We start from the raw sequence: 26,868 nt of genomic DNA, 5'->3' as shown, positions 1-26,868 counted from the left end.
CGCGAGAGGCGGGCAGCGACTCAGCCACCGATGGTGCGCGCCACGGCATCGCGCCACTCGGTGAGGCGCTTGCTGCGCGCGCCCTCCTCCATCTGCGGCTCGAAGCGCCGGTCGAGCTGCCAGGCGTCGGAGAAGCCCTCCGGCCCCGGCCAGGCGCCGATGGCCTGCCCGGCGAGCCAGGCGGCGCCGAGGGCCGTCGTCTCCTGCACCTGCGGGCGGTCGACGGGGGCGCCGAGGATGTCGGAGAGGAACTGCATCGTCCAGTCGCTGGCCGTCATGCCGCCATCGACGCGCAGCACCGTCTCCCCCATCTGCGGCCAGTCGGCCTTCATGGCGGACATCAGGTCCGCCGTCTGGAAGCCGACACTCTCCAGCGCCGCGCGGGCGAACTCCGCCGGGCCGGAATTGCGGGTGAGGCCGAAGATGGCGCCCCGCGCCTCCGGCGCCCAGTGCGGCGCGCCGAGGCCGGTGAAGGCAGGCACGAGCGTCAACCGGTGCCCCTCGTCCGCCGTCTCGGCGAGGGGCTGGGCGTCGGGAGCGGCGTCGATGATCTTCAGCCCGTCGCGGAGCCACTGCACGACGGCGCCGGCGATGAAGATGGAGCCCTCGAGCGCGTAGGTCGTCTGGCCGGCGAGGCGGTAGGCGATGGTCGTCAGCAGCCGGTGCTCGGAGGTCACGGCCTCGCCCCCGGTGTTGAGGAGCGCGAAGCATCCCGTGCCATAGGTGCTCTTCAGCATGCCGGGGGCGAAGCAGGCCTGGCCGAGCGTGGCGGCCTGCTGGTCCCCCGCGACGCCGCGGAGAGGGATGGTGCCGCCGAGGAGCGTCGTCTCCCCGAAATCGCCGTCGCTGTCGCGCACGTCGGGCAGCATGGAGAGGGGGATGCCTAGGCGGGCGCAGATATCCTCGTCCCACGCGCCCTTGTGGATGTCGTAGAGCATCGTGCGGCAGGCATTGGTGGCGTCGGTGGCGTGCACGCGGCCCTCGGTGAGGTTCCAGATCAGCCAGGAGTCGACGGTGCCGAAGCGCAGCTTGCCGGCCTCCGCCTGCTCGCGGGCGCCGTCGACATGCTCCAGCAGCCAGGCGAGCTTGGTGGCGGAGAAGTAGGGATCGATGATCAGCCCGGTGCGGGCGGTGATCTCCTCCTCCAGCCCCTCGGCGCGCAGGGTGCGGCAGAGGCCGGCCGTGCGGCGATCCTGCCAGACGATGGCGTTGTGGATGGGGCGGCCGTCCTCGTCCCACACCACCACCGTCTCGCGCTGGTTGGTGATGCCGATGGCGGCGGCGCTCTCGCCGGCGAGGGCGGCGCCGGCGCTCTCCAGCGTGGTGCGCCAGATGTCGGCCGGGTCATGCTCGACCCAGCCGGAGCGGGGGAAGTGCTGGGGAAATTCGAGCTGGTGGCTGCGGCCGGGGGCCATGTCGTCGCCGAAGAGGATCGCCCGGCTGGACGTGGTGCCCTGATCGAGTGCCAGAATGCTCATGTCATCCTCCCATGTGGTCGGCCAGCGCGGCCCGCTCCTCCACGGACATGTGTAGCCCGAGCTTGGAGCGGCGCCAGAGCACATCCTCCGCCGTCGCCGCCCATTCGCGGTTGCGCAGGTAGTCCACCTCCCGCTCCGTCAGCGTCGCGCCGAACGGGCGGCCGAGGTCGGCCTCGGTGGTGGCGCCGCCGAGCAGGCTCCGCGCATCGGTGCCGTAGCTGCGGATGAGCCGCGCCGCCCAAGCCTCTGTCAGGAAGGGATATTCTGCTCGCAGCTCTCCGGCCAGCTCCGGCCCGCCATCGACGGGGAAATCACCGCCGGGCAACGGCGCGCTTCCCGTCCACGGGCCGGTGCCACCGATGAGCGGCGTGAGCTGAGCCATCGCGTCCTCCGCCAGACGGCGGTAGGTGGTGATCTTGCCGCCATAGACGGAGAGCAGCGTCCCCTCCCGCTCCAGCCGGTAGTCGCGCGTGGCGGCGCTGGCCTCCTGCCCGTCGTCCTGCAGGGGGCGGACGCCAGAATAGGTCCACACCACCTCGTCGGGTGTCACCGGCTCGCGGAAATAGCGGGAGGCGAAGCGGCAGAGATAGGCGATCTCCTCCGCGTCCGCCTCGGGGCGCACGTCGGGCGAGGGATGCTCCGCCTCGGTGGTGCCGAGGAGGGTGAAGTCGCCTTCGTAGGGAATGGCAAAAATGATCCGTCCGTCAGGGCCTTGGAAGAAGTAGCTCTTGTCGTGGGTGAAGAGCTTCGGCACCACGATGTGGCTGCCCCTCACGAGCCGGATGGCGGGCGCGGCGTTCTTGCCGATCGGCCCCCGCAGCAGCTCCGTCACGAAGGGCCCGCCGGCATTGACGAGCGCCCGCGCCGTGACCTCCCGGCCGCCCTCAAGGGTGATATGCCACAGCCCGTCCGACTGCCGCGCGCCGGTGACGGCGGTGCGGGGCATGATCTCCGCGCCGCGGTGGGCGGCGTCGCGGGCGTTGAGGACTACGAGGCGGGCGTCATCGACCCAGACGTCGGAATACTCGAAGGCGGTTCGGTAAGTGTCTTTCAGAACAGCGCCTTCCGGACCACTCCTCAAGTCCAGCCGCTGCGTCGCCGGCAGGCGCTCCCGCCCGCCGAGATGGTCGTACATGAAGAGCCCCGCCCGGATCATCCAGGCCGGGCGCTTGCCGCGCAGCCAGGGCATGAGGCGGGAGATGGGCGTCGCCGTGTCGAACCGCATCGAGGCGTCGAGCGGCAGGATGAAGCGCATCGGCCGGGCGATATGCGGCATCAGCGCCCAGAGCCGCTCCCGCTCCTCCAGCGCGTGGCGGACGAGCGCGATCTCTCCGTATTCGAGGTAGCGCAGCCCGCCGTGGAAGAGCTTCGTGGACGCCGAGGAGGTGCCGGAGGCGATATCCCCCTTTTCTGCCAGCCCCACCTTGAGGCCGCGCCCGGCGGCATCGCGGGCGATGCCGGTGCCGTTGACGCCGCCGCCGATCACGAAGAGATCGAAGGGCCGGCTCACCTCTCCTCCACCCCGCGGAAGCCCGTCGCCACGACGAACTTCTCGGAGGAGTCGGAGCGCGAGGCCGGCGGCTTGACGTTCACCACCTTGTCGAAGCGCTGCTTGAGGAGCACCTGCAGCCCGCCCTCGGCCCCGCCGGCGAGGACCTTGGCGACAAAGGTGCCGCCCTCCTCCAGCACGTCGAAGGCCAGCTCCGCCGCCGCTTCGCAGAGGGCGATGATGCGGTTGTGGTCGGTCTGCTTGTGGCCGGAGGCGCTTGCGGCCATGTCGGACATGACCACATCGGCGCGCCCGCCGAGCCAGTCCTTCACCTTGTCGTCCGCGCCGTCCTCCATGAAATCGAGCTGGTGGATCTCCGCCCCCGCGACAGCCTCGACCTCCTGCAGGTCCACCCCGATGATGCGGCCCTGCGGCTTGCCCGCCTTCTCCCCCAGCGCATTGATGCGCGGCACGGCGACCTGCAGCCAGCCGCCGGGGGCACAGCCGAGATCGACGACGCGGGCGCCGGGGACGAGGAAGCGGTACTTGTCGTCCAGCTCCATGATCTTGAAGGCGGCGCGGCCGCGGAACCCCTCCGCCCGCGCGCGGCTCACGTAGGGATCGTTCAGCTGCCGCTCCAGCCACAGCTTGGACGACAGCTTGCGCCCGCGCGCGGTCTTCACCTTCACGGTGAGATCGCGCTGCCCCCTGCCGGAATTCGCCTTCTTTGCCATGCCATCCGAGCTAGGCGAGCCCGGGGCCCGATGCAAGCGCCGTCAGATCGCAAAGAATCATTTGCAAAGCTTTCTTTGCAATGTATCTCTCCGGCATGACCAGAGACGTTCGCCGCTATTCCCCCGGCCCCGAGGCGCTGAAAGCCCTGTCCCATGGCGACAGGCTGAAGATGCTGGGCATCCTGCGCCTGCATGGGCCGCAGACGGCCACCGGCCTTGCCGAGCAGCTCGGCCTCAACTCCGGGGCCGCGTCCTATCACCTGCGCCAGCTGGCGAAGCACGGCTTCATCGAGGAGGCGCCGGAGCTCGGCAACGCGCGGGAGCGCTGGTGGCGCTCGGCCCACGAGACGACATGGACGGAGGACACCGCCGCCCCCGGCACGCCGGAGGCCGAGTCGATGGGCGGCTATCTCGCCACCGTGATCGAGCGGCAGGTGGAAATGCTCTTCGCCAGCCTGCCCGCCCATGCCGGCCTTCCGGCGGAGTGGCGCCGCGCCTCCAACGCCAGCGACGGCACCTTCTGGCTGACGGCGGAGCAGGCCTACGAGCTGAGCGAGCGCCTCACGGCCGAGCTCGTGCGCATGCAGGCCGAGACGCCGCCGGTGACAGAGCCGGGCCCGGAGGGAACGCGCCGCTTCACCGTGCAAATCCACGCCTTTCCGCATCCCGGCCTGCCCGGCGCCAAGGAGACGCCATGACCTCCCGCCCCTTCCTGACCCTCCTCTTCGCCGAGGGCTTCGCGCTTCTCGGCACGCGCCTCTCCATGATCGCCGTGCCGTGGCTGGTGCTGACGGAGCTGGGAGATCCGCTGCTCGCCGGCATCGTCGCCTTCGCCGAGATGGCGCCCTACGTGCTCGCCAAGGCCGCCGGCGGCCCGCTCATCGACCGGCTGGGGGCGCGGCGCGTCTCCATCGTGACCGATGCGTTTTCGGTCGCCGCACTGGCCGCCCTACCCCTGCTCTTCGCCGCCGGCCTGCTGGTGCCGGCGACTCTGGTGCCGCTGATGGCCGTCATCGGCCTCCTCCGCGGCCCGGCGGACGCGGCGAAGTATGCGATGATCCCGGCGGTGGCCGAAACCTCTGGCCTGCCGATGACGCGGGTGACGGGGCTGCTCTCCAGCGTCGAGCGGCTGGCGGGCCTCCTCGGCGCCGGCCTCGCCGCCGGGCTGGTGGCCGTCGTCGGGCCGGCCAATGCGCTGCTGGTGAATGCGGGGCTCGTCGGCCTCGCGGCGCTGACGGTGCTCTTTGGCCTCCGCGGCGTCGCGCCACCGGAGGCGGAGGGCGAGGGCGAGCCCTATCTCACCCGCCTCGCCGCCGGCTGGCGCTACCTGCGGCAGGACGGCACGCTTCTGGCCATCACGCTGATGGTGGCCGCGACGAACCTGCTCGATCAGGGGATGGGTGCCCTCCTCCTGCCCGTCTGGGCGGAACAGACGGGCAGCGTCGCCCATCTGGGCGCCGTGCAGATGGCACTTGGGGCGGGCGCCGTCACCGGCTCGCTCGTCGCCTCGGCCTGGGCGGAGAAGCTGCCGCGCCTGCCGACCTACGCCATCGCCTACATCATCGTCGGCCTGCCGCGCTACGCGCTCTTCGTGCTGCCGCTGCCCTTCTGGGCGCTGCTCGCCGGCGTCGCCTTCGGCGGCTTCATGGCGGGCTTTCTCAACCCGATCATCGGCGCGCTGATCTTCGAGAGGGTGCCGAAGGCGCTGACGGGGCGCGTCACCTCGCTCTTCACCGCCATCGCCTGGGCGGGAATGCCCTTCGGCGGGTTGATCGCCGGGGCGCTGGTGGAGGGCTGGAGCCTGACCATCGCCTTCATCGCTCTCGGCTCCGCCTATTTCGTCGCCACCATGGCACCGCTCCTCGTGCCCAGTTTCCGGCAAATGGACCGGGTTGAGCCGGTGCGGGCGCCGGAGGCCGCCTAGCGCCACGCGACCATCGGCAGGACCCGGCCCCAGCGGCTGTCATGCGCGGGGCCGGAGACCTCGAACCCGAGCTTGCGATAGACGGCGATGGCCCGGGCGTTGGTCGGGTCAGGGTCGACGGCAATCGCCGGCGCGCCCTCGTCGTAGAGCGCCTGCATCCGAGCCCCGATGAAGCCGGTCCCGTGGCCCTGCCCGATCAGGCCGGGCACGCCGATGTACTGGTCGATACCGCGAGACCCGGCGGGGAGGCCGGCGAAGTGATGGCCCTCCTCGCCGTGCACCGAGTAATCCTGCATGTAGGCGAAGGGCGTCCCCTCCAGCCAGACGATCCAGCGGGCGACGTGGCCCTCCAGCTCGAGCCTCTCCGCCGGCTCGTCGCTGCCCCACCACTTCCGCACATGCGGCTCCGCCAGCCAGCGGCGGAGCAAGGCGCGGTCCTCCTCCCTCACCCGGCGGAAGCTGTAGGGGCCGGCCACCTGGCGCTCTGCGGGGGCCGGTGTCCCGGCCCCCTGCCCCGGTCAGGCGCGGCGGCGGCGGCCGCCGGACGAGCGGCGGGCCGGCGCATCGGCGCCTGCGGCGCCGACGGGGCGGTTGAAGCGGATCCAGTCGGCGCCCGAGGGATCGTTGTTCAGGAGGAAGTTGGCGGCGCGGATCGCCTCCATCTCCTTGCCCGGGCGCGCCTGGGTGGAGCCGAGGTTGAAGAGCGTCAGGAACGTCTCGTCATCGAGGCCCTCGGGCAGCGTGATCCCCGCCGCCTCGACCGCGGCGCGCTTCTCGGCGATGGCCTTGGGGCCGACGGGCAGCGCGCAGGGGTTCATGATGGCGGAGGTCATGCCCGCAGAGGCCGCCATCGGCAGGAAGGCGTTGTTGATGCCGTGCCGGTTGGGCAGGCCGAAGGAGATGTTGGAAGCGCCGCAGGTGGTGTTCACCCCCAGCTCGTCGCGCAGGCGCCGCACCAGCGTGAAGACCTGCTGGCCCGCCGTCGCCATGGCGCCGATGGGCATGACGAGCGGGTCCACCACGATGTCATGCGCCGGGATGCCGAAATCGGCAGCCCGCTCGACGATCTTCTTCGCCACGGCGAAGCGCACGTCCGGGTCCTCGGAGATGCCGGTGTCGTCGTTGGAGATCGCCACGACCGGCACGTTGAACTTCTTGATCAGCGGCAGCACGAATTCCAGCCGCTCCTCCTCCCCCGTCACGGAGTTGACGAGCGGGCGGCCGTGGGCGGCGTTCAGCCCCGCCTCCAGCGCCGCGGGGACGGAACTGTCGATGCACAGCGGCACGTCGACGAGCCCCTGCACCAGCTCGATCATCTTCGTCATGAGCGGCGGCTCGGTCTCATTGGGGTTGGGGTTGGAGTTGTAGACGACCCCGGCATTCACATCGAGCACCGTCGCCCCGCAGGCGACCTGCGCCACCGCGTCGGATTCCACGGTGGAGAAATCCCCCGCCTCCAGCTCGGCCGCCAGCTTCTTGCGGCCGGTCGGGTTGATGCGCTCGCCGATCACGCAGAAGGGCTGGTCGAACCCGATGATCGCCGTCTTGCTGGCGCTTTCGACGATGGTGCGGGTCATGCGGTCTCTCCTTGGAATGCGTCGAGAATCGGCTCGAGCGCGGGGTCGTTGAACGTGTCGATGGTCAGGTCCGCCCCGGCGGCGCGCAGGGCGGCGTCATCCAGGGTCGAGCGGATGCCGATGCAGCGGGCGCCGGCGGCCTTGGCGGCGCGCACGCCCGAGGGGCTGTCCTCGAAGACGAGCGAGGTCTGCGGTGTGGCGCCGAGCGCCTCCATCGCGGCGAGGTAAGGCTCCGGGTGCGGTTTGCCGCGCTCGCATTCCTCGCCGATGATGATGGCGCCGGGGCGACCCTCCTTCTCGATAGCCTCCAGCATCGCCTCGGCGTTGAGCCGCGGCGCGTTGGTGACGACACCGATGGCCCAGCCGGCCACCTCCGCACGGTTGATCAGCGCCGAGAGGCCCGGCGTCTCCGGGTAGGGGCGCGGCAGGCGGCGGCGGAACTCCGCCTCCTTCAGCTCGGAGAGGGAGAAGTGATCCGGGTGGTCGGGCAGGAACTCGGCGAAGATGTCGGCATTGAGCCGGCCGTGGATATTGCTGGTGTAGAAGTCCTCGTCGGCGTCGATCCCGTGGGGGGCCAGCACGTCGGCAAAGACCTTCTGGTGGATCGGGTCGGTGTTCAGCATCGTCCCGTCCAGATCGAAGAGCAGCGCTTTGACAGGCATGGTCGCGCCTTATGCCTCGACCGGGACGGCGGGCACTGCGGAGGCACCGCCGTGATCGCGCGCCCAGGTCGCACAGGTCTTGATGCCGCCGAGCGGGAAGAAGTGCACCCGCTCGATGTTGAACTCCGGATGCGCCGCCTTGTGGTCGGCCAGCTCCTGCAGGAAGTCATCGGGCTCGAAGGGCATCACCAGTTTGGTGACGTCCTTGGCGCGCTTCTGCAGCACCTGCAGGCTGGGGCCGACGCCGCAGGCGAGCGCGAACTTGATCATCGTCTGCAGTTTGGCGGGGCCGGCGACGCCGATATGGATCGGCAGCGTGATCCCCTCCTCACGCAGCCGGTCGGCCCAGCGGATGACGGGTTTGGCCTCGAAGCAGAACTGCGTGGCGATCGCCATCTCGGCATCGGTGCGCTCGGAGAAGGCCTGCTTCCAGCGCAGCGCGTCGGAGACGTTGGCATCGCTCCCGTCGGGGTCGATGTCCTTGTTGCCCTCGGGGTGGCCGGCGACATGCAGGCGCTTGAAGCCATGCTCGTCGAAGAGGCCGGTCTCCAGCAGCTGCATCGAGTGCTCGAACTCGCCGTGCGGCTCGGCGACGCCGCCGGCGAGCAGCAGCGCCTGCTCGACGCCCGCCTCGCCCTGATAGCGGGCAATCCAGTCCTGCAGGGTGGCCCGGTCCTTGATGATGCGCGCCGGGAAGTGCGGCATCACCGCGAAGCCCTCGCTGGCGAGGCGCTTGGCCGTCGCCACCATGTCCTCGATCGGCGTGCCCTCGATATGGGCGATGTAGACGCGGGTGTGCTGCGGCAGCAGGGCGCGGAAATCGTCCACCTTCTCGGCGGTGCGCGGCATCACCTCGACGGAGAAGCCCTCCAGCAGGGCCTCCATCGCGGCATTCCCGGCCTCGGTGTCGGCCTCGGCGGCCCGGCTCTCGGCGCGGCGGCGGAAGGGCAGAAGGGACATGAGCTTCTCCTTGAGGCTGGGCCGGCGCCGGCGATCAGGCGCGTCCGTCATTGTCGATCAGCGCCTTCAGGCGCGCTTGGTCATATTCCGTGTCGATCCGGGCGGCGGCGGCGGCGGCGACGTCGGGCGCCTCCCCCTCCTCGCTGCCCGAGGGCACCTTGTGGAAATCGGCGAGGTAGGCGTCGCTCCCCGCGGCGCCGGTGCGCATGGCGGCTCGGTCGATGGCCTGCTCGAAGCGCTCGGGCAGCGCCACCTTCGAGGCGCGGCGACCGGAGCCCACGATCACCTGCGCTGGGATGTCCCGCCAGTAGATGATGGTGATGTCCGGCATATCCTGCCTCCCCTGTCCGCTTCTGGCGCATCTAACCGGGCCATTCGGGCCGGCCCTGCTTGTTTCCGACTATCGAACAGAGCGACGCGACAGTCCATGGCCGCAGCCGCTTTCCGCGCCGATCCTTCGCGCGGAGAAGGTATCCACGGAGAAGAACGTGGCGACGGGCGGCACCGCCCTTGCTCCGAAGCGTCCGGCACCTTAGAGTCAAAGGCAACTTAACATCGGAGGGCGTTCCCATGGCGCCCAAGCGCCCAGATGGCGCGCGTGTTTTCCCGCAGGCGGTCGAGAGCCCCGCGCCAGCACCACCGGATCCGGCGTCGCTCTACGCGGCGCTGGACCTCGGCACGAATTCATGCCGCATGCTGATTGCCCAGCCGAAGGGCAGCCAGTTTCATGTGGTGGACAGCTTCTCGAAGACGGTCCAGCTCGGCCACGGGCTGGAGAATACCGGCCGTCTGTCCCGCTCGTCCATGGCCCGCACCATCGCGGCGCTGAAGGTGTGCCGGCAGAAGCTGCAGCGCCACAAGGTCTCCCACATGCGCCTCGTCGCGACGGAGGCCTGCCGCCGCGCCAAGAACGGCCGCGCCTTCCTCAAGCAGGTCCGCCGCGAGACCGGCCTGAATCTCGAGATCATCGAGCCGGAGGAGGAGGCGCGCCTCGCCGTCATCTCCTGCGCGCCGCTCGTCTCCACCCGCACCGAGCAGCTGCTCGTCGTCGACATCGGCGGCGGCTCGACGGAGCTGGTGTGGATCGACCTCTCCAACGTGCCGGGACGCGAGCGCCCGCGGGCCATCATGCGCCTCCATGCCGGCTTCCGGCAGGCGCCCTCTCCCTTCCCCGTCGCCAAGGTTGTCGACTGGATCTCCGTTCCCCTCGGCGTCGCCACCCTCCGCGACCAGTTCCGCGATGTCGATGACGACGCTGCCCGCTTCGCCCTGATGTCGTGGTTCTTCGAGGAGAACCTCGCCGGCTTCGCCCCCTCGGCGGAGGAGCAGGCGCGCGAGGGCTTCCAGATCGTCGGCACCTCCGGCACCGTCACCACCGTCGCCGCCAGCCACCTCGGCCTCCGCCGTTACGACCGCACCAAGGTCGACGGCCTGCGCATGACCTCCGACCAGATCGACGCCGTGATCCGCGACTACCTCTCCCTCGGACCCGAGGGCCGGCGGAAGGACCCGCGCATCGGCCGCGACCGGCAGGCGCTCATCATGTCCGGCTCGGCGATCCTGCAGGCGCTCATGCGCCTCTGGCCGACCGACCGCCTCTCGGTGGCCGACCGGGGCCTGCGCGAGGGCCTGCTCTATGCCCAGATGAGCGCCGACGGCGTGCTCGAGGACGCCCCCTACTGATCCCCTCCCGAAGGACCTGACATGACCGATCCCTCCGCCATCCTGGCGCTGGCCGAAACCTATGCGCGTGCCGTCTGGGAGAAGGACCAGGAGCTCTTCCTGTCCATATACGACGACAAGCTGCTCGCCTATGACACCTGGGATTCGTGGTCGATCGAGGGCCGCCGCCGCTGGGGCGACATGGCCAGTGAGTGGTTCGGCTCGCTGCAGAAGGAACGGGTGCGCGCCGTGATCGTGCCCGAGCGCATCGACATCTCCGGCGACATGGCCCTGCTCGCAGGCGCGCTCACCTTCACCGCCATTTCGCCGGACGACCGCGAGCTGCGCAGCATAACCTCCCGTCTCACCTGGTCCCTCCGCCAGGGCCCCTCCGGCTGGACAATCACCCACGAACACGGCTCCGCCCCGGTCGACTTCGCCGACCACAAGGCCGACTTCACCGGCCCGGGCAGCTAGGCGCCCACCCCGGCCCACCGCCCCCTGTCTTTGGTCCCAAAAATCCTCGGGGGGCCGGCGTAGCCGGCGGGGGGCAGACAGCCCCCCTCCCCGCTCTCAACCCTCACGCCTGTCGGGCCGCCCGCCCAGCGAGGCCGGCCTGCAAGGGCCGGACGAGCCTCACCGATAATAGAGCGACTGCCCGTTCGCGAAGATCTGCACCTTCTCCGGCGGCGCCGTCAGCTGCACCTCGGTGCCGCGCAGCCCCTTGTGGATGCCCGGCAGCTTGGCGATCACCGCTTCTTCCGCCCCCGGCTGCTCCTCGAAGTAGAGGATTGTCACCTCGCCCAGCGCCTCGGTGATGTTGACGCGGCCCGCGTAGAGCGGCTCGCCCTCGGCGGCGACGAGGTCTTCGGGACGCACGCCCACATTCACCTTCAGCCCCTTGTCGGCGGCCTGCGTCGGCACGGCGGAGATGGCGGTACCGCCGCTGGCCAGCTTGACCACCGTCTGCGCGCCCGTCTCCACGACCTCGCCGCGCAGCAGGTTCATGGCCGGCGAGCCGATGAACTGGGCGACGAACTCGTTCTCCGGCCGCTCGTAGAGCTCCAGCGGCGTGCCGACCTGCGCGATGCCCTTGTTCGCCAGCACCACGATGCGGGTGGCCAGCGTCATCGCCTCCACCTGGTCGTGGGTGACGTAGATCATCGTGCTGTCGGGCATGCTCTCCTTGAGCTGCGCGATCTCGATCCGGGTTGCGACGCGCAGCGCCGCGTCGAGGTTCGAGAGCGGCTCGTCGAAGAGGTAGACCTTCGGGTCGCGCACAATGCTCCGCCCGATGGCGACGCGCTGGCGCTGCCCGCCCGAGAGTGCCTTGGGCAGCCGGTCGAGATAGGGCTCCAGCTGCAGGATCTTCGCGGCCTTGCTGACCGCCGCCTCGATCTCGTCGGGGCTCTTCTTCGCCAGCTTCAGCGCGAAGCTCATGTTGTCGCGCACGGTCATGTGCGGATAGAGCGCGTAGCTCTGGAAGACCATGGCGATGCCGCGCTGCGCCGGGGGCACGTCGTTGACGACCGTGCCGTCGATCTCCAGCGTGCCGTCGGAAATCTTCTCCAGCCCCGCGATCATGCGCAGCAGGGTCGACTTGCCGCAGCCGGAAGGCCCGACGAAGACGATCAGCTCGCCCGTCTCGATATCGAGGTTGATGTTCTTGAGGACCTCGATGGCCCCGCCGTAGGTCTTCGCCACATCGGTCAGTTTAAGATCGGCCATTGATTCCCTCCCTGTTAGACGGCCCGTGCCACGCACAGGCCCCACCCCCCGAGGGTCGCCACCTCATCGGGGTCGATACCGCCGAGCGATCTGGCGGCGTTCTCCCAGTGCCCGGACGGCATCTGCAATGCCGAGGCACCGCCGCCAAGATTGAAGGCGCAGAACAGTCGTTCCTCGCCGACGTGCCGTTCGAAGGTGAGCACGTTGCCCATCGCCTTGGGAAGCGTCATCGTGCCCTTCTGCAGCGCCGCGCTGGCGCGGCGCAGCTCCACCGCGCGGCGGTAGTGATGCAGCACCGAGTCCGACGCCTCCTCCTGCACGTCCACCGCCCGGACCAGATGCGCCGGGCTGACGGGCAGCCAGGGCCGGCCGTGGCTGAAGCCGCCGGCATGGCCGTGGCTGTCCCAGACCATCGGCGTGCGGCAGCCGTCGCGGCCCTTGAACTCGGGCCAGAACTGGATGCCGTAGGGGTCGCGGAGGTCATTGTAATCGAGGTTCGCCTCGGCCAGCCCCAGCTCTTCGCCCTGGTAGAGGCAGACGGAGCCGCGCAGGCACATCAGCAGCACGACATAGGCGCGCATCGCCTCGTCGGTGAGGTTCCAGCGGGTCTTCCAGCGCACCACGTCGTGGTTGGAATAGGCCCAGCAGGGCCAGGCGTCGGGCGCGGCCGCATAGAGCCGGGCGAAGATCTCCTCCGCCCCGTGCGCCGTCAGCCGCTGCGGCTGGAGCAGCTCGAACGGGTAGCACATCTGCACCTTGTCGCCGCCAGCCGTATACTCGGCCATGATCTCCAGCCCGCGCTGGGCATCGCCCACCTCGCCCACGGCGGCGGCGCCGTAAGGCTCCATCTCGCGGCGGAACTTCCTGAGGAAGTCGAGGTTCTCCGGCTGGTTCTTCGAATGGATGTGCCGCTGCCAGTTGTAGGGGTTCACTCCCGGCGCGATGGAATCGTTGCGTTCGTGCGGCGGCAGGGGCGGGTTGTCGCGCAGCAGCTTGTCGGCGAAGTAGAAGTTGATCGTGTCGAGGCGGAAGCCGTTGACACCCCGGCGCAGCCAGAACCGCTCCACGTCCAGAAGCGCCTCCTGCACCTTGGGGTTGTGCAGGTTGAGGTCTGGCTGGCTCGTCAGGAAGTTGTGCAGGAAGTACTGCATCCGCCCGCCGTGCCATTCCCACGCCGATCCCCCGAAGATGGAGAGCCAGTTGTTCGGCGGTGTCCCGTCCGGCTTGGCATCGGCCCAGACATACCAGTCGGCCTTGTCGTTAGTCTTGTCCCGCTTGCTCTCCTTGAACCAGGGGTGCTGGTCCGAGGTGTGGGAGAGCACGAGATCGATCATCACCTTCAGCCCGTGGTGGTGGGCCGTGGCGACGACGAGATCGAAATCCTCGATGGTGCCGAACATCGGGTCGACGCCGCAGTAATCGGAGACGTCATAGCCGAAATCCTTCATCGGCGAGGTGAAGAACGGCGAGATCCATATGGCATCCACCCCCAGCGAGGCGATGTAGGGGATGCGCCGCGCGATACCGCGCAGGTCCCCGACCCCGTCGCCGTTGTCGTCCTGATAGGACCGCGGGTAGATCTGATAGATCACCGCACCACGCCACCAATCCGTGTCCAAATCCCGACCTCGTCCGTCCGTTTACTTCACAGAGCCGGCAAGCAGCCCGCGGACGAGATATTTCTGCATGGCGAAGAACACAACGAGCGGCACGGCGATTGAAACAAATGCCGCAGTTGCAAGGATTTCCCAGTTGCCGCCCCGCGTGCCGAGCAGCTCCACGATCTGGTTGGTCATCACCGTCGTCGAGCCCGTCGCGTCGATCAGGAAGACCTTCGCCACCAGCAGGTCGTTCCATGTCCACAGGAACTGGAAGATCGCGAAGGAGGCCAGCGCCGGGAAGGAGAGCGGAAGGATGATCCGCACGAAAATCTGGAAGTCCGTCGCGCCATCGACCTTAGCATTCTCGATGATGTCGCGCGGCAGGCCGACCATGTAGTTGCGCAGGAGATACACGGCGAGCGGCAAACCGAAGCCCGTGTGGGCCAGCCAGACGCCGAGGTAGCCCTTGCCGATGCCGATCTCGAGGTGAAGGCGCAGCAGCGGAATCAGCGCCAGTTGCAGCGGCACGACGAGCAGGCCGACGATGAAGGCGATCAGCAGCGCCCGGCCCGGAAAGTCCATCCACGCCAGTGCATAGGCGGCGAAGGCGGCGATGACGATGGGGATGACCGTGGCTGGGATCGTCACCGTCATGGTGTTGAAGAAGGCCCCGGCCATCGAGTCGGTGGTCTGCGCGCCGGCGACCGTCCCCGAGGAGAGGCCGAAGATCCAGACGCAGCCGAAGAAGACGACGAGGCCGAGCCCCCAGCCCGCCAGCTTCTCCCGCCCCGGCATGACCGAGCGGGCGCCGTAGAAGGCCGCGAAGCCCACCGCCGCGCCGCCGGCCGCGTAGATGATCAGGTTGAGCAGGACGTTCCGCCCCAGCACCGTGTCGTAGTTTCGCAAGGTGAATTCGGGCGGCACTGTCGCGGTGACGAAGATGCGCTGGCCATTGCCGGAGATCTGCTCGTCATTGCCCTGCCAGACGTAATCGCCGCCCTCGACGAGCGTCAGCGTCTCGCCGTCGCCGAGGTCCGCCGTCTCACCCAGTTCGTAGGCGGAGACATCGAGGGTGGAGACGCCCCAGGCCCTGATCGTGCTCTCGGAGCCGGCGGCGAAGACGTTGCCCTCCACGGTGTAGACGCCATTGCCCTGATCGATGCGCACATCGTCGGGGTCGTCGGTGCGGATGACGAGGCTCTGCTCAGAGGGGAAGAGCGCCTTCCACCAGCCGGTGGTGGCGATCTGGTCCGCCGTGCGGAAGGAGGAAATGAGCAGCCCGACTGTGGGGAAGATCCACAGCAGCACGAGGAGCAGCACCGAGAGGTGAACCGCCCATGTCAGCCCGGCCTTCTCGCCGGCCATGCCGTCGTCATTGCTGACAGCCTTGGGCTTGAGCACATCCTCGGCGGCCGGGTCGGCTGTCGGGTCCAGTGTTTCCGTTGCCATGTCTCGCCCTCCCTCAGCGCATTTCTTTGCGCGCGTTATAGACGTTCCAGACAAGGATCGGCGTCACCAGAAGCATGATGACCATCGCCGAGGCCGAGCCGACGCCCCAGTCGTTGGAGCGGAACAGCTTGTCGTACATGTAGTTGGCCAGCACCTGCGTCTCCCACTGGCCGTTGGTCATCGCGAAGACGATGTCGAAGACCTTGAGGACGACGAGGGTGATCGTCGTCCAGACCACCACGATGGTGCCCATGATCTGCGGCACCTTGATCGAGAAGAAGATCTGGAACGGGTTGGCGCCGTCGACGATCGCCGCCTCCACCGTCTCCTCCGGGATGCCGCGCAGGGCGGCGGAGAGGATGACCATGGCGAAGCCGGTCTGGATCCAGACGAGCACGATCATCAGGAAGAAGTTGTTCCAGAAGGGAATGGTCAGCCAGGTCTGCGGGGCGCCGTAATTGTAGCGGTAGGTGGCCAGCGCGATCAGCCCGGTCACGCAGTGCCAGAGCAGGAAGGCCGCGACCAGCAGGCCAAGGATGCGCAGCACCACGGGCCCCGCGGTCAGCTTGCGCCCGGGCTGGCTGCGGATCATCGGCTCCAGCAGGCGCCAGCCGACCAGCAGCGTGGCGGCGGCGAAGGCGAGGACGAGCAGCGCCGGGACGATCTTGAGCAGCAGGATGGAGCCGAGGCCGCCGTCGAACTGCAGCCAGAGCGCGTTGAGCACACCGATCTGCTCCTGCCCCGCGGGGCGGGTGTCGTAGACCAGCTTGAAGATGACGGAGGCGCCGACGAAGGAGATCGCCATCGGCATGAAGACGAGGCTCTTGGCGACGCTGCCCCAGCTGATCCTGTCGGTCAGCTGCGCGGCGAGAAGGCCGAAGGCCGTGGAAGCAGCGGGCACGACGACCAGCCACATCATGTTGTTGCGCATGGCCTCCCAGAATTTCGATTCCGAGGCCATCTGTATGTAATTGTCGAAACCCACCCAGCGCAGGCCGCCCCCCGGGATGCGCTCCGTCAGCGACAGGCGCAGCGTCTCGAGGACGGGATAGGCAAGGTAGAGGCCGAGGGCGAAGATCGCGGGGAAAAGGAACAGCCACGGCCGGACCATGTTCGCGCGGTTGATGTTCCGCCCGGCGTTCGCGCCGCGTCCGGGAAAGATGACCCGGTCCAGCAGAAGGTTGGAGAAGTAGAAGTATCCCAGACAGCCACCGACCCCGATGAGGATGGTCAGAAGGCCCTGAAAGGCCGGATTCATGGGTCCCCTCCCGCTTGCTGGGTGGGGCGGCCCGGGATGGGCCGCCCCTTGTAGCTCACGCTCTTAGTTGAGCGAGTCCCAGGCGGACTGGACGTCTTCCGCCACGGACTGCGCATCGGCGCCGCCCGCGTAGTCGACCATCGCCGTCCAGAAGGCACCGGCGCCGATGGCGCCCGGCATCAGGTCGGACCCGTCGAAGCGGAAGGTCGTCGCGTTGGTGAGGATCTCACCGAGCGCCCGCTGCGTGTCGTCGATGTAGGTCTCGGGGTTGGCCGAGGTCAGCGGCGTCAGGAAGCCCGGCTGCGCCATCATCACCTCGTGGGCGAGCGGCGTTTTCAGGAACTCGATGAAGCCCTGCGCGGCCTCGCTGTCCTCGGTGATGCCGGCGAGCGTGCCGGCGCCGAGCACGGGCGCGCCCAGATCCTTCTCGGCATAGGCCGGGAAGTAGAAGAAGTCGGCATCGACGCCCAGCTCCGTCCCTTCGGGGAAGTAGGAGGGGATGAAGCTCGCCTGACGGTGCATCATGCACTGCGGCGGCGCGTCGAACAGGCCGGCCGGGCTGTCGCGGAAGTCGGTCGCGGCCACGGCACCGGAGCCGCCGGCGACGTAGTCATCCTGCAGGAACCAGCCGAACTCCTCGATGGCACCCACGACGCGCTCGTCGTCGAACGGGATCTCGTTGGTGACCCACTGGTCGTAGACCTCGGGGGTCTGCGTGCGCAGCATCAGGTCTTCCACCCAGTCGGTCGCCGGCCAACCGGTGGCGGAGCCTGAGCCGAGGCCGATGCACCACGGCGTCACGCCGTCCTCGACCATCTGCTGGGTGAGGGCCTTGAGGTCCTCCATCGTCTCGGGAACCTCATAGCCGAGATCCTCGAAGTTCTCGGGGACGTACCAGACGAGCGACTTCACGTTGACGTTGAAGAAGAACGTGTAGAGGTCCTCTTCGCCGTCGGGGCCGGCGTAGGTGCCGAGGTCGACCCAGGACTGGCCGGCAGCGTAGTTCTCGGTCACCCATTCGGCCGTGCCGTCGGGCAGCGGCGTCAGGAAGCCGCGCTCGGCCATGTTGGAGGCGAGACCCGGCTGCGGGAAGAAGGTGATGTTCGGCGGCGAGCCCGCCTCGGCGTCGATGACGATCTGCTGCTCCAGCGAGTCGGAGCCGACATAGGTCGCGTTGGCGCCCGTTGCTTCGTTGAAGTAGGCGACCAGGCCCTCGAAGGCCTGCTGCTCACCGGCCAGCCAGGGGCCGAAAATGGTGACCTGCTCACCCTCGAAATCGTAATTCGCGGCGAACTCGTCGTAGGAGTCCCAGTTGAACTCGCCCGAGCCGGGCTCGAACATCAGGTCCTGCGCGGAGACGGCGCCAGCCGTCAGCGCCAGTGTCGCCACAGAGGCGCACAGCATCTTGTTCATGATAAACCTCCCATCGCGCCGGGGATTGGTCCCCTTGCGCATTTGGTTGACGTCGAAAAAGCACTCCGCTTACGTCAAAGCGCTTTGGACGGCGCAACCCTGCCGAGATTCTGCCACGCTGTCAATCAAGCTTGCGCCTGGCGAAGAGCCGCGTCGACTCTTTGCAATTGCAGAATTTTCCGGCCTACGGCGGATCGCAGCCAACGGCTTTGACGGCCCGCAATCCGCCGGCTAGGGTCTGCGCGCTCCTGCAAGCGCTTTGGAAAGCCCGCGACCCGTGAATCTGAAGGAACTGGCACAGAATCTCGGCCTGTCGCAGACGACCGTGAGTCGGGCGCTGAACGGCTACCCCGAAGTGTCGGAGACGACGCGCCGGCGGGTGGTCGATGCTGCACGGCAGCATAACTACCGGCCCAACACCCGTGCCAAGGGGCTGGCCACGGGTCGCTCCATGGCCATCGGCCACGTCATTCCCCTCTCCACCAAGCATGAGATGGTGAACCCCGTCTTCGCCGATTTCATCGCCGGCGCGGGGGAGACCTATGCGCGCGCCGGCTACGACATGATCCTCTCGGTGGTCGAGGATGGCGACGAGGCGCGCATCTACCGCTCGCTGAAGTCCCGCGGCACCGTCGACGGCGTCGTCCTCCATGGGCCGCGCGCCAACGACCCGCGCCTCGCCCTCCTCGACGAGATCGGCCTCGTCTATGCCGTCCACGGCCGCTCGACGAGCTACGAGCGCCCCTATTGCTGGCTGGACATCGACAACGAGACGGCTTTCCGCCGCGCCACCGACTTCCTGCTCGATCTCGGCCACCGCCGCATCGCGCTGATCAACGGGTTGGAATTCATGGATTTCGCCCTCCGCCGCCGCGCCGGCTTCGAGGAGGCGCTCCGCGCGCGCGGCGTGCCCTTCGACACGCGGCTCATGCGCTCCGACGAGATGACCGAGGATTTCGGCTACGATGCCGCCAGCGACATGATGGAGCTGGCGGAGCCGCCGACGGCCTTCCTCGTCTCCTCCATCATCTGCGCGCTCGGCGTGCGCCGGGCGATCGAGGACGCGGGGCTCAAGATGGGGCGGGACGTCTCCGTCATCACGCATGACGACGCCCTCTCCTACCTGCCGAACGGCAGCCGCGGCGGGCGGGGGCGGCCGATCTTCACGGCCACCCGCTCCTCCGTCCGCCAGGCCGGGCGCCGGCTGTCGGAGCTGCTGCTGGAGCACATAGAACATCCCCGGACCGCGCCACGGCAGGTCCTGCTGGATTCGGAATTGATGGTGGGCGGCTCGACCGGGCCGGCACCGCATGGAGGGCGAACATGAAAGACCTGAGCTTTTCCCGCAGCGACTTCCCCGAGGGTTTCCTCTTCGGGGCGGCCACCGCGGCCTACCAGATCGAGGGCGCGCAATACGGCGGCGCCGGGCACAGCCACTGGGACACCTTCGCCGCCACGCCGGGCAATGTCATCCGGCGGGAGGATGGCGCGCAGGCCTGCGACCATTACCACCGCTACGAGGAGGATTTCGACATCCTCAAGGCCGGCGGCTTCGACGCCTACCGCTTCTCCACCTCCTGGGCGCGGGTGCAGCCGGAGGGCAAGGGCCCGGCGAACCCCGAGGGGCTCGACTTCTACGACCGGCTGGTGGACGCGATGCTCGCCCGCGACCTCAAGCCGTTCCTGACCCTCTATCACTGGGAGCTGCCCTCGGCGCTCGCCGATATCGGCGGCTGGGCGAACCGGGAGATCCCGGAGCGCTTCGCCGATTTCTCCGAGCTGGTCATGGGCCGCATCGGCGACCGCGTGTCGGCGACGGCGACGCTGAACGAACCCTGGTGCGTCGCCTTCCTCTCGCACTTCCTCGGCCATCACGCGCCGGGTCTGCGCGACATCCGCGCCACCGCGCGCGCCATGCACCACGTCATGCTTGCCCACGGGCTGGCGACGGAGCGGATGCGCGGGCTCGGCCACGAGAACCTCGGCATCGTCCTCAACTTCGACCGCGCCATCCCCGCCTCGGGCAGTGCCGAGGATCGGGCGGCGACGGCGACGCAGGATGCCGTCTTCAACCGCTGGTTCATCGAGGCGATCACCAAGGGCGCCTACCCCGAGGAGGCCCTCGCCTTCCTCGGCCCGCACATGCCGGCCGGGTGGGAGGCGGACATGGCGACGATCAACAAGCCGCTCGACTGGCTTGGGGTGAATTACTACACGCGCCACGTCGTCAAGGCGAACGCGGACGATCCCATGAGCCCCATCAACCTCGACGCCGAGCTGCCGACGACGCAGATGGGCTGGGAGATCTATCCCGAGGGGCTGGAGTACTTCCTCACCTGGCTGAAGGACGAGCAGGTCGGCGACACGCCGCTCTACGTCACCGAGAACGGCATGGCCTGGGATGACCGGGTGGAGAACGGCACCGTCTTCGACCCCGAGCGCATCGGCTTCATCGACGGGCACTACCAGGCGGCGCTGCGCGCGATCAAGGCGGGGGCCAACGTGAAGGGGTTCTTCTACTGGTCGCTCCTCGACAATTACGAGTGGGCCTTCGGCTACGAGAAGCGCTTCGGCATGGTGCATGTCGATTTCGACAGCATGGTCCGCACGCCGAAAGCAAGTTATCACGCCCTCAAGGCCGCGATGGCCCGCTGAAGGAAGAGCATGCCCAAGCATCCCCCCAACCGATATTCCCTCGTCGCCGATATTGGCGGCACCAACACGCGCGTCGCGCTGGCCGACGGGCGCCGGGTGCTGGACGACACGGTGCGCCGCTACGACAACACCCGCTTTCCGGGGCTGGAGAGCGTGCTGAGCCAGTACATCGAGGATGAGGGCGGGGTAGATACCCGCGCGGCCTGCGTCGCCGTCGCCGGCCCCGTCCGTGACGGGCGGGCGACGATGACCAACCTCGACTGGTCGATCGACAAGCAGGTGCTGGCGCGGGCGACGCGCGCCGAGGTGACGGCGATCCTCAACGACCTGCAGGCGCAGGGCCACGCGATCGGCCATGTCCCGCAGGAGAACCTGCGCCAGATCCTCCCCTTCCCCGAGGCGAGCCCGCTGGCCGCCAAGCTGGTCATCGGCGTCGGCACCGGCTTCAACGCCGCGCTGGTGCTGGAGACGGCGCGCGGCCGCGTGGTGCCGCCCTCGGAGAGCGGGCACGTCAACCTGCCGGTGCAGACGGAGGCCGACATGGCCCTCGCCCGCTACGTCGGCACGGCGCACGGCTTCCCGGCGGTGGAGGATGTGCTCTCGGGCCGCGGCATCGAGCGGGTGTATGCCTGGCTCGGCGAGGAGGCGGGCGATCCCCGCGAATGGCGCGGCCGGCAGATCATCGAGGCGCTGGAGGCCGGCACGGACGAGCGCGCCGCCGAGGCGACGGCCGTCTTCGTGCGGATGATGGGTATCGTCGCCGGCAACCTGGCGCTGACACAGCTGCCCTTCGGGGGCGTCTACTTCGTCGGCGGCATGGCGCGGGCCGTGGCCCCCCACCTTGCCCGCTTCGACTTCGGCGAAGCCTTCCGCGACAAGGGGCGCTTCGCCGGCTTCATGAGCAATTTCGGCGTCGCCGTGGTGGAGGACGATTACGCTGCCCTCACCGGCTGCGCCGCGCACCTGGTGCACCTGAGCGAGCAGTGACCGCCTCTCCGGCCCTGTCGGGCCGGCTCGGGCCCCTCACTGGACTCGGTCCCCTCACTGGAGCTGCTGCTGCACCTTGTTGGTGAGGTCGGCCAGGGAGAAGGGCTTGGGCAGGAAGACGGAGCCGGGGATCAGCGCCTTGTGCTCGGCGAAGCTGTCCTCCGCATAGCCGGAGACGAAGACGACGCGGGTCTCGGGGCGGTCCTTCAGCGCCTCGCGCACCCAGGTCGGGCCGTCCTTGCCGGGCATGATCACGTCGCTGACGAAGATGTCGACGGCGAGGTCGGGATCGTCCAGCAGCTGTAGCGCCGCCTCGGCGCTGTCCGCCTCCAGCACCGTGTAGCCGCGCATGCGCAGCGCGCGGCCCGCGAAAGCGCGCACGGGGGCCTCGTCCTCCACCAGCAGCACGACGCCGCTGCCCCGCTGCTCCGGCATGTCCTGCGGCCGGGGCGGGCGGGCATCGGCGGGGCGGGCGGGGCTGCGATGGGCCGGCAGCCAGATGGTGAAGGTCGTCCCCTCCCCCGGCGCCGAATCGACGAAGATGAAGCCGCCGGTCTGCTTGACGATGCCGTAGGCGGTGGAGAGGCCGAGGCCCGTGCCCTCGCCGGGGCGTTTGGTGGTGAAGAACGGCTCGAAGATCTTGGTGCGCTTGTCGGGCGCGATCCCCTCGCCCTCGTCGCTGACGCGGATCACCACCCAGTCGCCGCGCGTCACCGTGGCGCGGTCCCGCTCCAGCGGAGTGTCGAGGTGACGGTTCTGCGTCTCCACCACGATCTCGCCGCCATCGGGCATGGCGTCACGCGCGTTGACGACGAGGTTCATGATGACCTGCTCGAGCTGCCGCTTGTCGGCGCGGACGGCATCGAGCTTGGCCTCGTGATTCAGGCTGAGCGTCACCTTCTCGCCGACCAGACGGCCGAGGAGGTGCGCGAGGTCGGACAGCGTGTCGCGCAGGTCGATGACCTCGGGCTGCAGGTTCTGCTTGCGGCTGAAGGCGAGGAGCTGGCTGACCAGCGCCGCGGCGCGATTGGCGTTCTGGTGGATCTGGATGAGATCGGCGTAGTCCGCATCGCCCTGGTCATGCTTGAGCAGCAGCAGGTCGCAATGGCCGGAGATGGCGGTGAGCAGGTTGTTGAAATCATGCGCCACGCCCCCCGCAAGCTGGCCGACGGCATGCATTTTCTGGCTCTGGTTGAACTGGCCCTTGAGCGTTTCCAGCTCCGTCACGTCGCTGAGGACGGCGACGATGTAGGGTTCCCCGTCGTCGCCGGAGAGGTTGAGAGAGACCTGCAGGAAGGTCTCCCCCCCGCCGCCGACGCTCTTTAGGAATTGCGGGCCCTGCGGGCCCCGCCCGTCGAAGACCTCGCCCACCCAGTCGATCACCGGTCGGCCGAGCCCCTCGACCAGCTCGCTCAGGCGCGTCTGCGCGCCGATGGACGTGGGCAGAAGCTCGCGCGCCTCGCGGGTGGAGGCGAGCACGAGGCCCTCGCTGGAGACCTTGAGGAGCGGCACGGGCAGATCCTCGACCGCCTCCCAGTCGACGCCGCGGGGGCGCGGCTCCTCCGTGGTGGCGGGGAGGAGATAGATCTCTCGCCGGCCGGCGGCGCCCGGCACCTCCGCCACGAGGCAGGAGACGGGGCCGGCGGCGCCGCGCACCACGTTGGGGCGGCCGGGGCGCAGGGGCAGATCCTCGAACAGGCGCTCGAGGTTACGCAGGCGTCCGCCGGCCAGCTTGCGGGCCGGCTCGTTCATGAAGAGGATCGTGCCGGTGGCGGTGGCGGTGACCATCGGCAGGCTCACCGCCTCGGGCGCACGGGTGCTGGCGGCGGAGACATCCTCCAGCCGCCAGAGGAAGACGTTACCGCCGAGCCGGCTGACGGTGACCTTGAGGTGATCGCGGCGGGTGACGATCTCCTCCCGGGCGCCGCCCAGCGCCTCCGCCCGCTCCTGCATCTGCGCGAGGAGCTCGGTGGAGGAGGCGAGGAGCTCGTCGAAGAGCTCGCCCAGAGCCACGAAGCCCTCGCTGCCGCGGTGGCGGGCGCGGGCACGCAGGTTGGCGGAGAGGATGCGGCCCGAGGCGTCGGCGACGAGCATGGCGCTGTCGTCACCCTCGAAGGCCTCGCCCAGCACCTCGACCATCCGCCCCTCCGCCCGGAGGCGGACGAGCGCGTCGATGGAGATGAGGAGCGCCGCGGCGAAGAGCGCGCCGGCGCCGAAGGTTGCCCATGTGGCCATCGGCTGGGGCAACAGCGCCCAGGCCGCCGCGAGGGCAGCTGCGGCGAGAATCAGCAGAAGGAGCCCGTATGTCTCTCGCCCCCTGCCCGAGGGAGCCTTCGCCCGCGCCCCGGCGCGGGCCTCTGCCTTGTCGTCAGCCAGCCGCACGAACCTGTCCTTCACTCGTCTTGCCGTCCATACCCACAGCAAAATGGTTAATGGCGTCTTTACATATAGCCAAGATGGCCCGGTTGTGGCGTCATTGCGCCGCTCTTGCGGGTCCGGAGCGGCCCCGAGTGCCGGTCAGGGCGCGGTGAGGCAGGCGAGGAAGAAGCCGTCACCGTTCTCGCCCGGCAGGTGGTGCCATGGGGGCGCGGCGCTCCAGCCGGGCGCGGTGGAGAGGAAGCTTGCGATCTGCGCGTCGTTCTCCACCTCCAGCACCGAGCAGGTGGCGTAGGCGAGCGTGCCGCCAGGCGCGACGAGCCGGGATGCCTCGCCGAGGATCTCCGTCTGCAGCGCCGTCAGCTCCGCCAGCCGCGCCTCCGTCAGCCGCCACTTCGCCTCCGGCGTCCGCCGCCAGGTGCCGGAGCCGGAACAGGGGGCATCGACGAGGACGAGGTCGAAGGGCGCGGCGGCGGCCAGCGCCTCCGTCGGCAGGGTACGGACGGTGAGGCCGGCGCGCGCGGCGCGGGGGGAAAGGTCGGCCATGCGGGCCGGGTCGGCGTCATGGGCCGTCAGCTCCAGCCGGGCGCAGGCGCCCATGGCCAGCGCCTTGCCGCCGCCGCCGGCGCAGTAGTCGAGCACCCGCATCCCCTCCGCCAGCGGCAGGCGGAGGACGGCGGCCTGGGAGGCGGCGTCCTGCAGGTCCACCAGCCCGCCCTGATAAGGCGCGGAGGCGGCGATGCGCCGCTCTCCGTGGGTCACGCGCAGGGCCGTCTCCACCTCTTCCAGGGGCTCGGCGGTGACGCCGGCCTCCGCCAGCGCGGCGACTGCCGCGGCCCGGGTGGTCCTGGCGCTATTGACGCGCAGGAAGACGGGGGCGCGGCTGCGCTGGGCTGCCATGATCGCCTCCGCCTGAGGGCCGAGGCGGGGCCAGAGCCATGCGGGGCAGTCGGCGCGCAGGTCGGGCGGCGCCTCATCGAGCGGGGACCCGCTCTCTTCGGCATCCGGCGGCGCGGGGGCATGGCCCTCGCCCGTGAAGAGGCCGGCGGGATCCGTCCCTGCGAGCCGCAGCACGCCCAGCATCAGCCCGCGCCCGGTCTCCGCCCCGCCCAGATGGGCGGCGGAGCGGCGGCAGCGGAGCGCGTCGTAGACGTGGTCGCGCACGGCGGCGCGGTCTCCCGAGCCGGCATAGCGGGCGCCGCGCGCCCAGCGCGTCAGCTCACGCTCCGCGGGAGCGCCGGCGAGGATGGCATCCAGGATGTCGATGGCGGCGGCGATGCGGGCGCCGGGGGTCATGGGACAGACCGGTCTGTCATGGGGCCTCCCTCGGGTCAGGTCCCCGCTCTATCCTGCCGGCGCGGGGGGCATCAACCGGGCAGCTCGCCCTGCCCCGCTGGCGTGGGCACCGGCAGCCCGCTCGGCACCTCCTCGGGGATGCCGAGGCGCCCGGTTTCCGCCAGCGGGTCCGTCAGGCTGCCGAGGAAGGCGACGAGCGCCTCGATGTCCTCCCCGGAGAGGTCCACCCGCGGCACGGTGACCGCGGCGGCGATGGCGGCGCGCTCGTCGGCGCTGTCCATGATCGCCCAATCCTCCACCGGCATCTCCGGCAGGACCGCCTGGGCGCGGTCATAGCTTTCCAGCGCCGACACCGGATCGGCATGGGCGGCGAGGAAGCCCTCCAGCGTCGCATGCGCCCCGGCATGGCCGTAGGGCGCGGTGTGGGCGACGTTGCGCAGCGAGGGTGTGCGGAAGGCGTAGAGATCCTCCACCCGCCCCGTCACCTCCGCCCGGCCCTCGTCGCGGTCATGGCTCTCGAAGCGGGCGCCCTTGCCGGGGCCGATCTGCACCTCGCCCATGGCGTGGAAGCCGTGGTCGGTCAGGAAGGGGCCGGAATGGCAGCTGCCGCAGCCGCCGCGCCCGTAGAAGATCTCCGCCCCCGCCGCGGCCTCAGCTGTCAGCTCCGCCTCGCCGCGCAGCCAGGCGTCGAAGGGGGCGCTGTCGGAGCGGAACTCGAGGGCCATGAAGGCGGCGATGGCGTTGGAGATGTCCTGAAAGGTGATGTCCTCCGGCGCACTCACCTGCGGGTAGACCTCCCTGAAGCGCTCCGCGTAGGCGGGGATCGCGGCGACCCGTCGGGCGAGCAGGTCCCAGGCGCCGCCCTCTCCGGTGAGGATGCCCATGCGCACGGCCTGGCTCACCTCGCTCTCCTGGTAGTGCCCCGCCATCTCGTCGGGGGAGACGACCGGGAACATCGCCTGGGTGGAGAGCATGGAGGTCAGCCCCTCCAGCATCTCGTCCTCCAGCGGCGTGCGCATGCCGTGGGCGTGGCCTTCGTCGATCTCCACCCGCCCGTCCATGAACATGGTGCGGTACTGCAGGGCGGAGACGTTCCAGAGCCCCTGGGCGTTGCGCGGCACCCGCTCCTCCGGCGGGTTGTCCGGGTCGGCGAGACGGGCGGGGCCGAGGCCGATCCCCCCGTCGCCGAGGCCGAGCGACAGCCCGTCGGAGGTGCCGAAGGCCGGGTGGTGGCAGGTGGCGCAGGCGACCTCGCGGCCACCGGAGAGGACGGGATCGTAGAAGAGGAGCTGGCCGAGGGCGGCCTCGGCGGGATCGACCGGTGGGAAGTCGGCATCGGTGAGCGGGGCAGGCCTTTCCGCCGGGCCGCTCTCCGCCCAGGCGAGACCGGCGGCGAAGGCGATCGCGGCAAGGGCCGCGGCCGTGGTGACGCGTTGCATGGGCTCCCCCTCCTCCTGACGCCCGCCACCATGCCTCGCGGCGGCGGCGGCGAAAAGGGGGTGCGGGGGCGCCGGAGGGTTTGACGACTCAGCTGGCCGGGGTGTAGAACAAAAAGAGAACAAACGGAGACTGTCTTGCCTTGGCCCGCTGCCACGATCGCCAATGCATCGCAGAGCCCC

General features: G+C 69.5%; 23 protein-coding genes. 7 read left to right on the top strand and 16 right to left on the bottom strand.

Going from position 1 to position 26,868, the window contains the following annotated elements:
• Positions 1 to 20: 20 nt before the first annotated feature.
• From glpK to GY170_RS06825, 3 genes are read right to left on the bottom strand one after another with little or no spacing between them, the layout of a single operon-like run.
• Entirely contained in the window at positions 21 to 1,478 is a 1,458-nt protein-coding gene (gene glpK / locus GY170_RS06835) for a glycerol kinase GlpK (RefSeq protein ID WP_163891395.1), read from the bottom strand.
• Between the two features lies 1 nt (position 1,479).
• Positions 1,480 to 2,988, bottom strand: a complete 1,509-nt coding sequence (gene glpD, locus GY170_RS06830) for a glycerol-3-phosphate dehydrogenase (RefSeq protein WP_163891393.1) — start codon at positions 2,986 to 2,988, stop codon at positions 1,480 to 1,482.
• Positions 2,985 to 3,701, bottom strand: a complete 717-nt coding sequence (locus tag GY170_RS06825) for an RlmE family RNA methyltransferase (RefSeq protein ID WP_163891391.1) — start codon at positions 3,699 to 3,701, stop codon at positions 2,985 to 2,987. Before GY170_RS06825 ends, glpD begins: the two co-directional genes overlap by 4 nt.
• 95 nt (positions 3,702 to 3,796) lie before the next feature.
• Here GY170_RS06825 and GY170_RS06820 point away from each other — a divergent pair, with 95 nt between their 5' ends.
• Positions 3,797 to 4,399 (top strand): winged helix-turn-helix domain-containing protein, encoded by a 603-nt coding sequence (locus tag GY170_RS06820; RefSeq protein ID WP_203531231.1) that lies wholly within the window; start codon positions 3,797 to 3,799, stop codon positions 4,397 to 4,399.
• Entirely contained in the window at positions 4,396 to 5,625 is a 1,230-nt protein-coding gene (locus GY170_RS06815) for an MFS transporter (protein ID WP_163891387.1), read from the top strand. Before GY170_RS06820 ends, GY170_RS06815 begins: the two co-directional genes overlap by 4 nt.
• On the opposite strand, the gene GY170_RS06810 is transcribed toward GY170_RS06815, so the two are convergent.
• Genes GY170_RS06810 through GY170_RS06790 form a run of 5 tightly spaced genes read right to left on the bottom strand, consistent with a single transcriptional unit; the run spans position 5,622 to position 9,155 of the window.
• Positions 5,622 to 6,101, bottom strand: a complete 480-nt coding sequence (locus tag GY170_RS06810; RefSeq protein ID WP_163891385.1) for a GNAT family N-acetyltransferase — start codon at positions 6,099 to 6,101, stop codon at positions 5,622 to 5,624. The genes GY170_RS06815 and GY170_RS06810 overlap by 4 nt on opposite strands.
• 42 nt (positions 6,102 to 6,143) lie before the next feature.
• The gene (locus GY170_RS06805) at positions 6,144 to 7,202 is read right to left on the bottom strand and encodes a methyltetrahydrofolate cobalamin methyltransferase (protein WP_163891383.1); all 1,059 of its coding nucleotides are present in this window, start codon (positions 7,200 to 7,202) and stop codon (positions 6,144 to 6,146) included.
• Positions 7,199 to 7,864, bottom strand: coding sequence for an HAD family hydrolase (locus GY170_RS06800; RefSeq protein WP_163891381.1), 666 nt, complete (start codon positions 7,862 to 7,864; stop codon positions 7,199 to 7,201). The genes GY170_RS06805 and GY170_RS06800 overlap by 4 nt, the downstream gene beginning before the upstream one ends.
• A 9-nt stretch (positions 7,865 to 7,873) precedes the next feature.
• Positions 7,874 to 8,824, bottom strand: coding sequence for a methylenetetrahydrofolate reductase (locus GY170_RS06795; RefSeq protein WP_203531230.1), 951 nt, complete (start codon positions 8,822 to 8,824; stop codon positions 7,874 to 7,876).
• 34 nt (positions 8,825 to 8,858) lie between these two features.
• Entirely contained in the window at positions 8,859 to 9,155 is a 297-nt protein-coding gene (locus GY170_RS06790; protein WP_163891379.1) for a virulence factor, read from the bottom strand.
• A 239-nt stretch (positions 9,156 to 9,394) separates the two neighbouring features.
• Here GY170_RS06790 and GY170_RS06785 point away from each other — a divergent pair, with 239 nt between their 5' ends.
• Positions 9,395 to 10,507 carry a Ppx/GppA phosphatase family protein gene (locus GY170_RS06785; protein ID WP_163891378.1) on the top strand — a complete coding sequence of 371 codons (1,113 nt, stop codon included), beginning with the start codon at positions 9,395 to 9,397 and terminating at the stop codon, positions 10,505 to 10,507.
• A 21-nt stretch (positions 10,508 to 10,528) separates the two neighbouring features.
• Positions 10,529 to 10,963, top strand: coding sequence for a YybH family protein (locus GY170_RS06780; protein WP_163891375.1), 435 nt, complete (start codon positions 10,529 to 10,531; stop codon positions 10,961 to 10,963).
• A 159-nt stretch (positions 10,964 to 11,122) separates the two neighbouring features.
• Here the strand turns inward: GY170_RS06780 and GY170_RS06775 are convergent, their stop codons facing one another.
• From GY170_RS06775 to GY170_RS06755, 5 genes are all read right to left on the bottom strand, one after another.
• Complete coding sequence (locus GY170_RS06775; RefSeq protein ID WP_163891373.1) at positions 11,123 to 12,214, bottom strand: ABC transporter ATP-binding protein; 1,092 nt, start codon at positions 12,212 to 12,214, stop codon at positions 11,123 to 11,125.
• Positions 12,215 to 12,228: 14 nt separating this feature from the next.
• A complete protein-coding gene (locus GY170_RS06770) occupies positions 12,229 to 13,806 on the bottom strand; it encodes an alpha-amylase family glycosyl hydrolase (RefSeq protein ID WP_235937808.1) in 1,578 nt (525 codons plus the stop codon).
• Positions 13,807 to 13,854: 48 nt separating this feature from the next.
• A complete protein-coding gene (locus GY170_RS18455) occupies positions 13,855 to 15,264 on the bottom strand; it encodes a carbohydrate ABC transporter permease (protein WP_235924075.1) in 1,410 nt (469 codons plus the stop codon).
• 13 nt (positions 15,265 to 15,277) lie between these two features.
• Positions 15,278 to 16,522, bottom strand: coding sequence for a carbohydrate ABC transporter permease (locus tag GY170_RS06760; RefSeq protein ID WP_163891369.1), 1,245 nt, complete (start codon positions 16,520 to 16,522; stop codon positions 15,278 to 15,280).
• A gap of 63 nt (positions 16,523 to 16,585) precedes the next feature.
• Positions 16,586 to 17,935 (bottom strand): ABC transporter substrate-binding protein, encoded by a 1,350-nt coding sequence (locus GY170_RS06755; protein ID WP_163891367.1) that lies wholly within the window; start codon positions 17,933 to 17,935, stop codon positions 16,586 to 16,588.
• Positions 17,936 to 18,212: 277 nt separating this feature from the next.
• Between GY170_RS06755 and GY170_RS06750 the strand changes: the two genes are divergently transcribed.
• The 3 genes from GY170_RS06750 to GY170_RS06740 are packed head-to-tail and all read left to right on the top strand — an operon-like array spanning position 18,213 to position 21,577.
• Positions 18,213 to 19,262: a LacI family DNA-binding transcriptional regulator gene (locus GY170_RS06750; protein ID WP_163891365.1), complete on the top strand. Its 1,050-nt coding sequence runs from the start codon at positions 18,213 to 18,215 to the stop codon at positions 19,260 to 19,262.
• 5 nt (positions 19,263 to 19,267) lie between these two features.
• Positions 19,268 to 20,590 carry a GH1 family beta-glucosidase gene (locus GY170_RS06745; protein WP_203531263.1) on the top strand — a complete coding sequence of 441 codons (1,323 nt, stop codon included), beginning with the start codon at positions 19,268 to 19,270 and terminating at the stop codon, positions 20,588 to 20,590.
• 9 nt (positions 20,591 to 20,599) lie between these two features.
• Positions 20,600 to 21,577, top strand: a complete 978-nt coding sequence (locus tag GY170_RS06740) for a glucokinase (protein ID WP_163891361.1) — start codon at positions 20,600 to 20,602, stop codon at positions 21,575 to 21,577.
• Positions 21,578 to 21,631: 54 nt separating this feature from the next.
• On the opposite strand, the gene GY170_RS06735 is transcribed toward GY170_RS06740, so the two are convergent.
• The 3 genes from GY170_RS06735 to GY170_RS06725 form a co-directional block, all read right to left on the bottom strand.
• Entirely contained in the window at positions 21,632 to 23,974 is a 2,343-nt protein-coding gene (locus GY170_RS06735; RefSeq protein WP_235937807.1) for a hybrid sensor histidine kinase/response regulator, read from the bottom strand.
• 120 nt (positions 23,975 to 24,094) lie between these two features.
• A complete protein-coding gene (locus GY170_RS06730; RefSeq protein ID WP_163891359.1) occupies positions 24,095 to 25,249 on the bottom strand; it encodes an RsmB/NOP family class I SAM-dependent RNA methyltransferase in 1,155 nt (384 codons plus the stop codon).
• A 71-nt stretch (positions 25,250 to 25,320) separates the two neighbouring features.
• Positions 25,321 to 26,688, bottom strand: a complete 1,368-nt coding sequence (locus GY170_RS06725) for a cytochrome-c peroxidase (RefSeq protein ID WP_163891357.1) — start codon at positions 26,686 to 26,688, stop codon at positions 25,321 to 25,323.
• Positions 26,689 to 26,868 lie beyond the last annotated feature (180 nt).

Origin of the sequence: Pseudoroseicyclus tamaricis (genome assembly GCF_012070395.1) — a bacterium.
GTDB lineage: Bacteria > Pseudomonadota > Alphaproteobacteria > Rhodobacterales > Rhodobacteraceae > Pseudoroseicyclus_A > Pseudoroseicyclus_A tamaricis.
The sequence above is the reverse complement of the archived record's forward strand: the minus strand, read 5'-3'. Positions and strand labels throughout refer to the sequence as shown.

What these genes read in the sequence shown, in the direction of transcription:
- glpK (WP_163891395.1), bottom strand. Translation starts at nt 1,478, where the DNA reads ATGAGCATTCTGGCACTCGATCAGGGCACCACGTCCAGCCGGGCGATC.
- GY170_RS06825 (WP_163891391.1), bottom strand. Translation starts at nt 3,701, where the DNA reads ATGGCAAAGAAGGCGAATTCCGGCAGGGGGCAGCGCGATCTCACCGTG.
- GY170_RS06820 (WP_203531231.1), top strand. Translation starts at nt 3,797, where the DNA reads ATGACCAGAGACGTTCGCCGCTATTCCCCCGGCCCCGAGGCGCTGAAA.
- GY170_RS06815 (WP_163891387.1), top strand. Translation starts at nt 4,396, where the DNA reads ATGACCTCCCGCCCCTTCCTGACCCTCCTCTTCGCCGAGGGCTTCGCG.
- GY170_RS06805 (WP_163891383.1), bottom strand. Translation starts at nt 7,202, where the DNA reads ATGACCCGCACCATCGTCGAAAGCGCCAGCAAGACGGCGATCATCGGG.
- GY170_RS06800 (WP_163891381.1), bottom strand. Translation starts at nt 7,864, where the DNA reads ATGCCTGTCAAAGCGCTGCTCTTCGATCTGGACGGGACGATGCTGAAC.
- GY170_RS06795 (WP_203531230.1), bottom strand. Translation starts at nt 8,824, where the DNA reads ATGTCCCTTCTGCCCTTCCGCCGCCGCGCCGAGAGCCGGGCCGCCGAG.
- GY170_RS06790 (WP_163891379.1), bottom strand. Translation starts at nt 9,155, where the DNA reads ATGCCGGACATCACCATCATCTACTGGCGGGACATCCCAGCGCAGGTG.
- GY170_RS06785 (WP_163891378.1), top strand. Translation starts at nt 9,395, where the DNA reads ATGGCGCCCAAGCGCCCAGATGGCGCGCGTGTTTTCCCGCAGGCGGTC.
- GY170_RS06780 (WP_163891375.1), top strand. Translation starts at nt 10,529, where the DNA reads ATGACCGATCCCTCCGCCATCCTGGCGCTGGCCGAAACCTATGCGCGT.
- GY170_RS06775 (WP_163891373.1), bottom strand. Translation starts at nt 12,214, where the DNA reads ATGGCCGATCTTAAACTGACCGATGTGGCGAAGACCTACGGCGGGGCC.
- GY170_RS18455 (WP_235924075.1), bottom strand. Translation starts at nt 15,264, where the DNA reads ATGGCAACGGAAACACTGGACCCGACAGCCGACCCGGCCGCCGAGGAT.
- GY170_RS06760 (WP_163891369.1), bottom strand. Translation starts at nt 16,522, where the DNA reads ATGAATCCGGCCTTTCAGGGCCTTCTGACCATCCTCATCGGGGTCGGT.
- GY170_RS06755 (WP_163891367.1), bottom strand. Translation starts at nt 17,935, where the DNA reads ATGAACAAGATGCTGTGCGCCTCTGTGGCGACACTGGCGCTGACGGCT.
- GY170_RS06740 (WP_163891361.1), top strand. Translation starts at nt 20,600, where the DNA reads ATGCCCAAGCATCCCCCCAACCGATATTCCCTCGTCGCCGATATTGGC.
- GY170_RS06730 (WP_163891359.1), bottom strand. Translation starts at nt 25,249, where the DNA reads ATGACCCCCGGCGCCCGCATCGCCGCCGCCATCGACATCCTGGATGCC.
- GY170_RS06725 (WP_163891357.1), bottom strand. Translation starts at nt 26,688, where the DNA reads ATGCAACGCGTCACCACGGCCGCGGCCCTTGCCGCGATCGCCTTCGCC.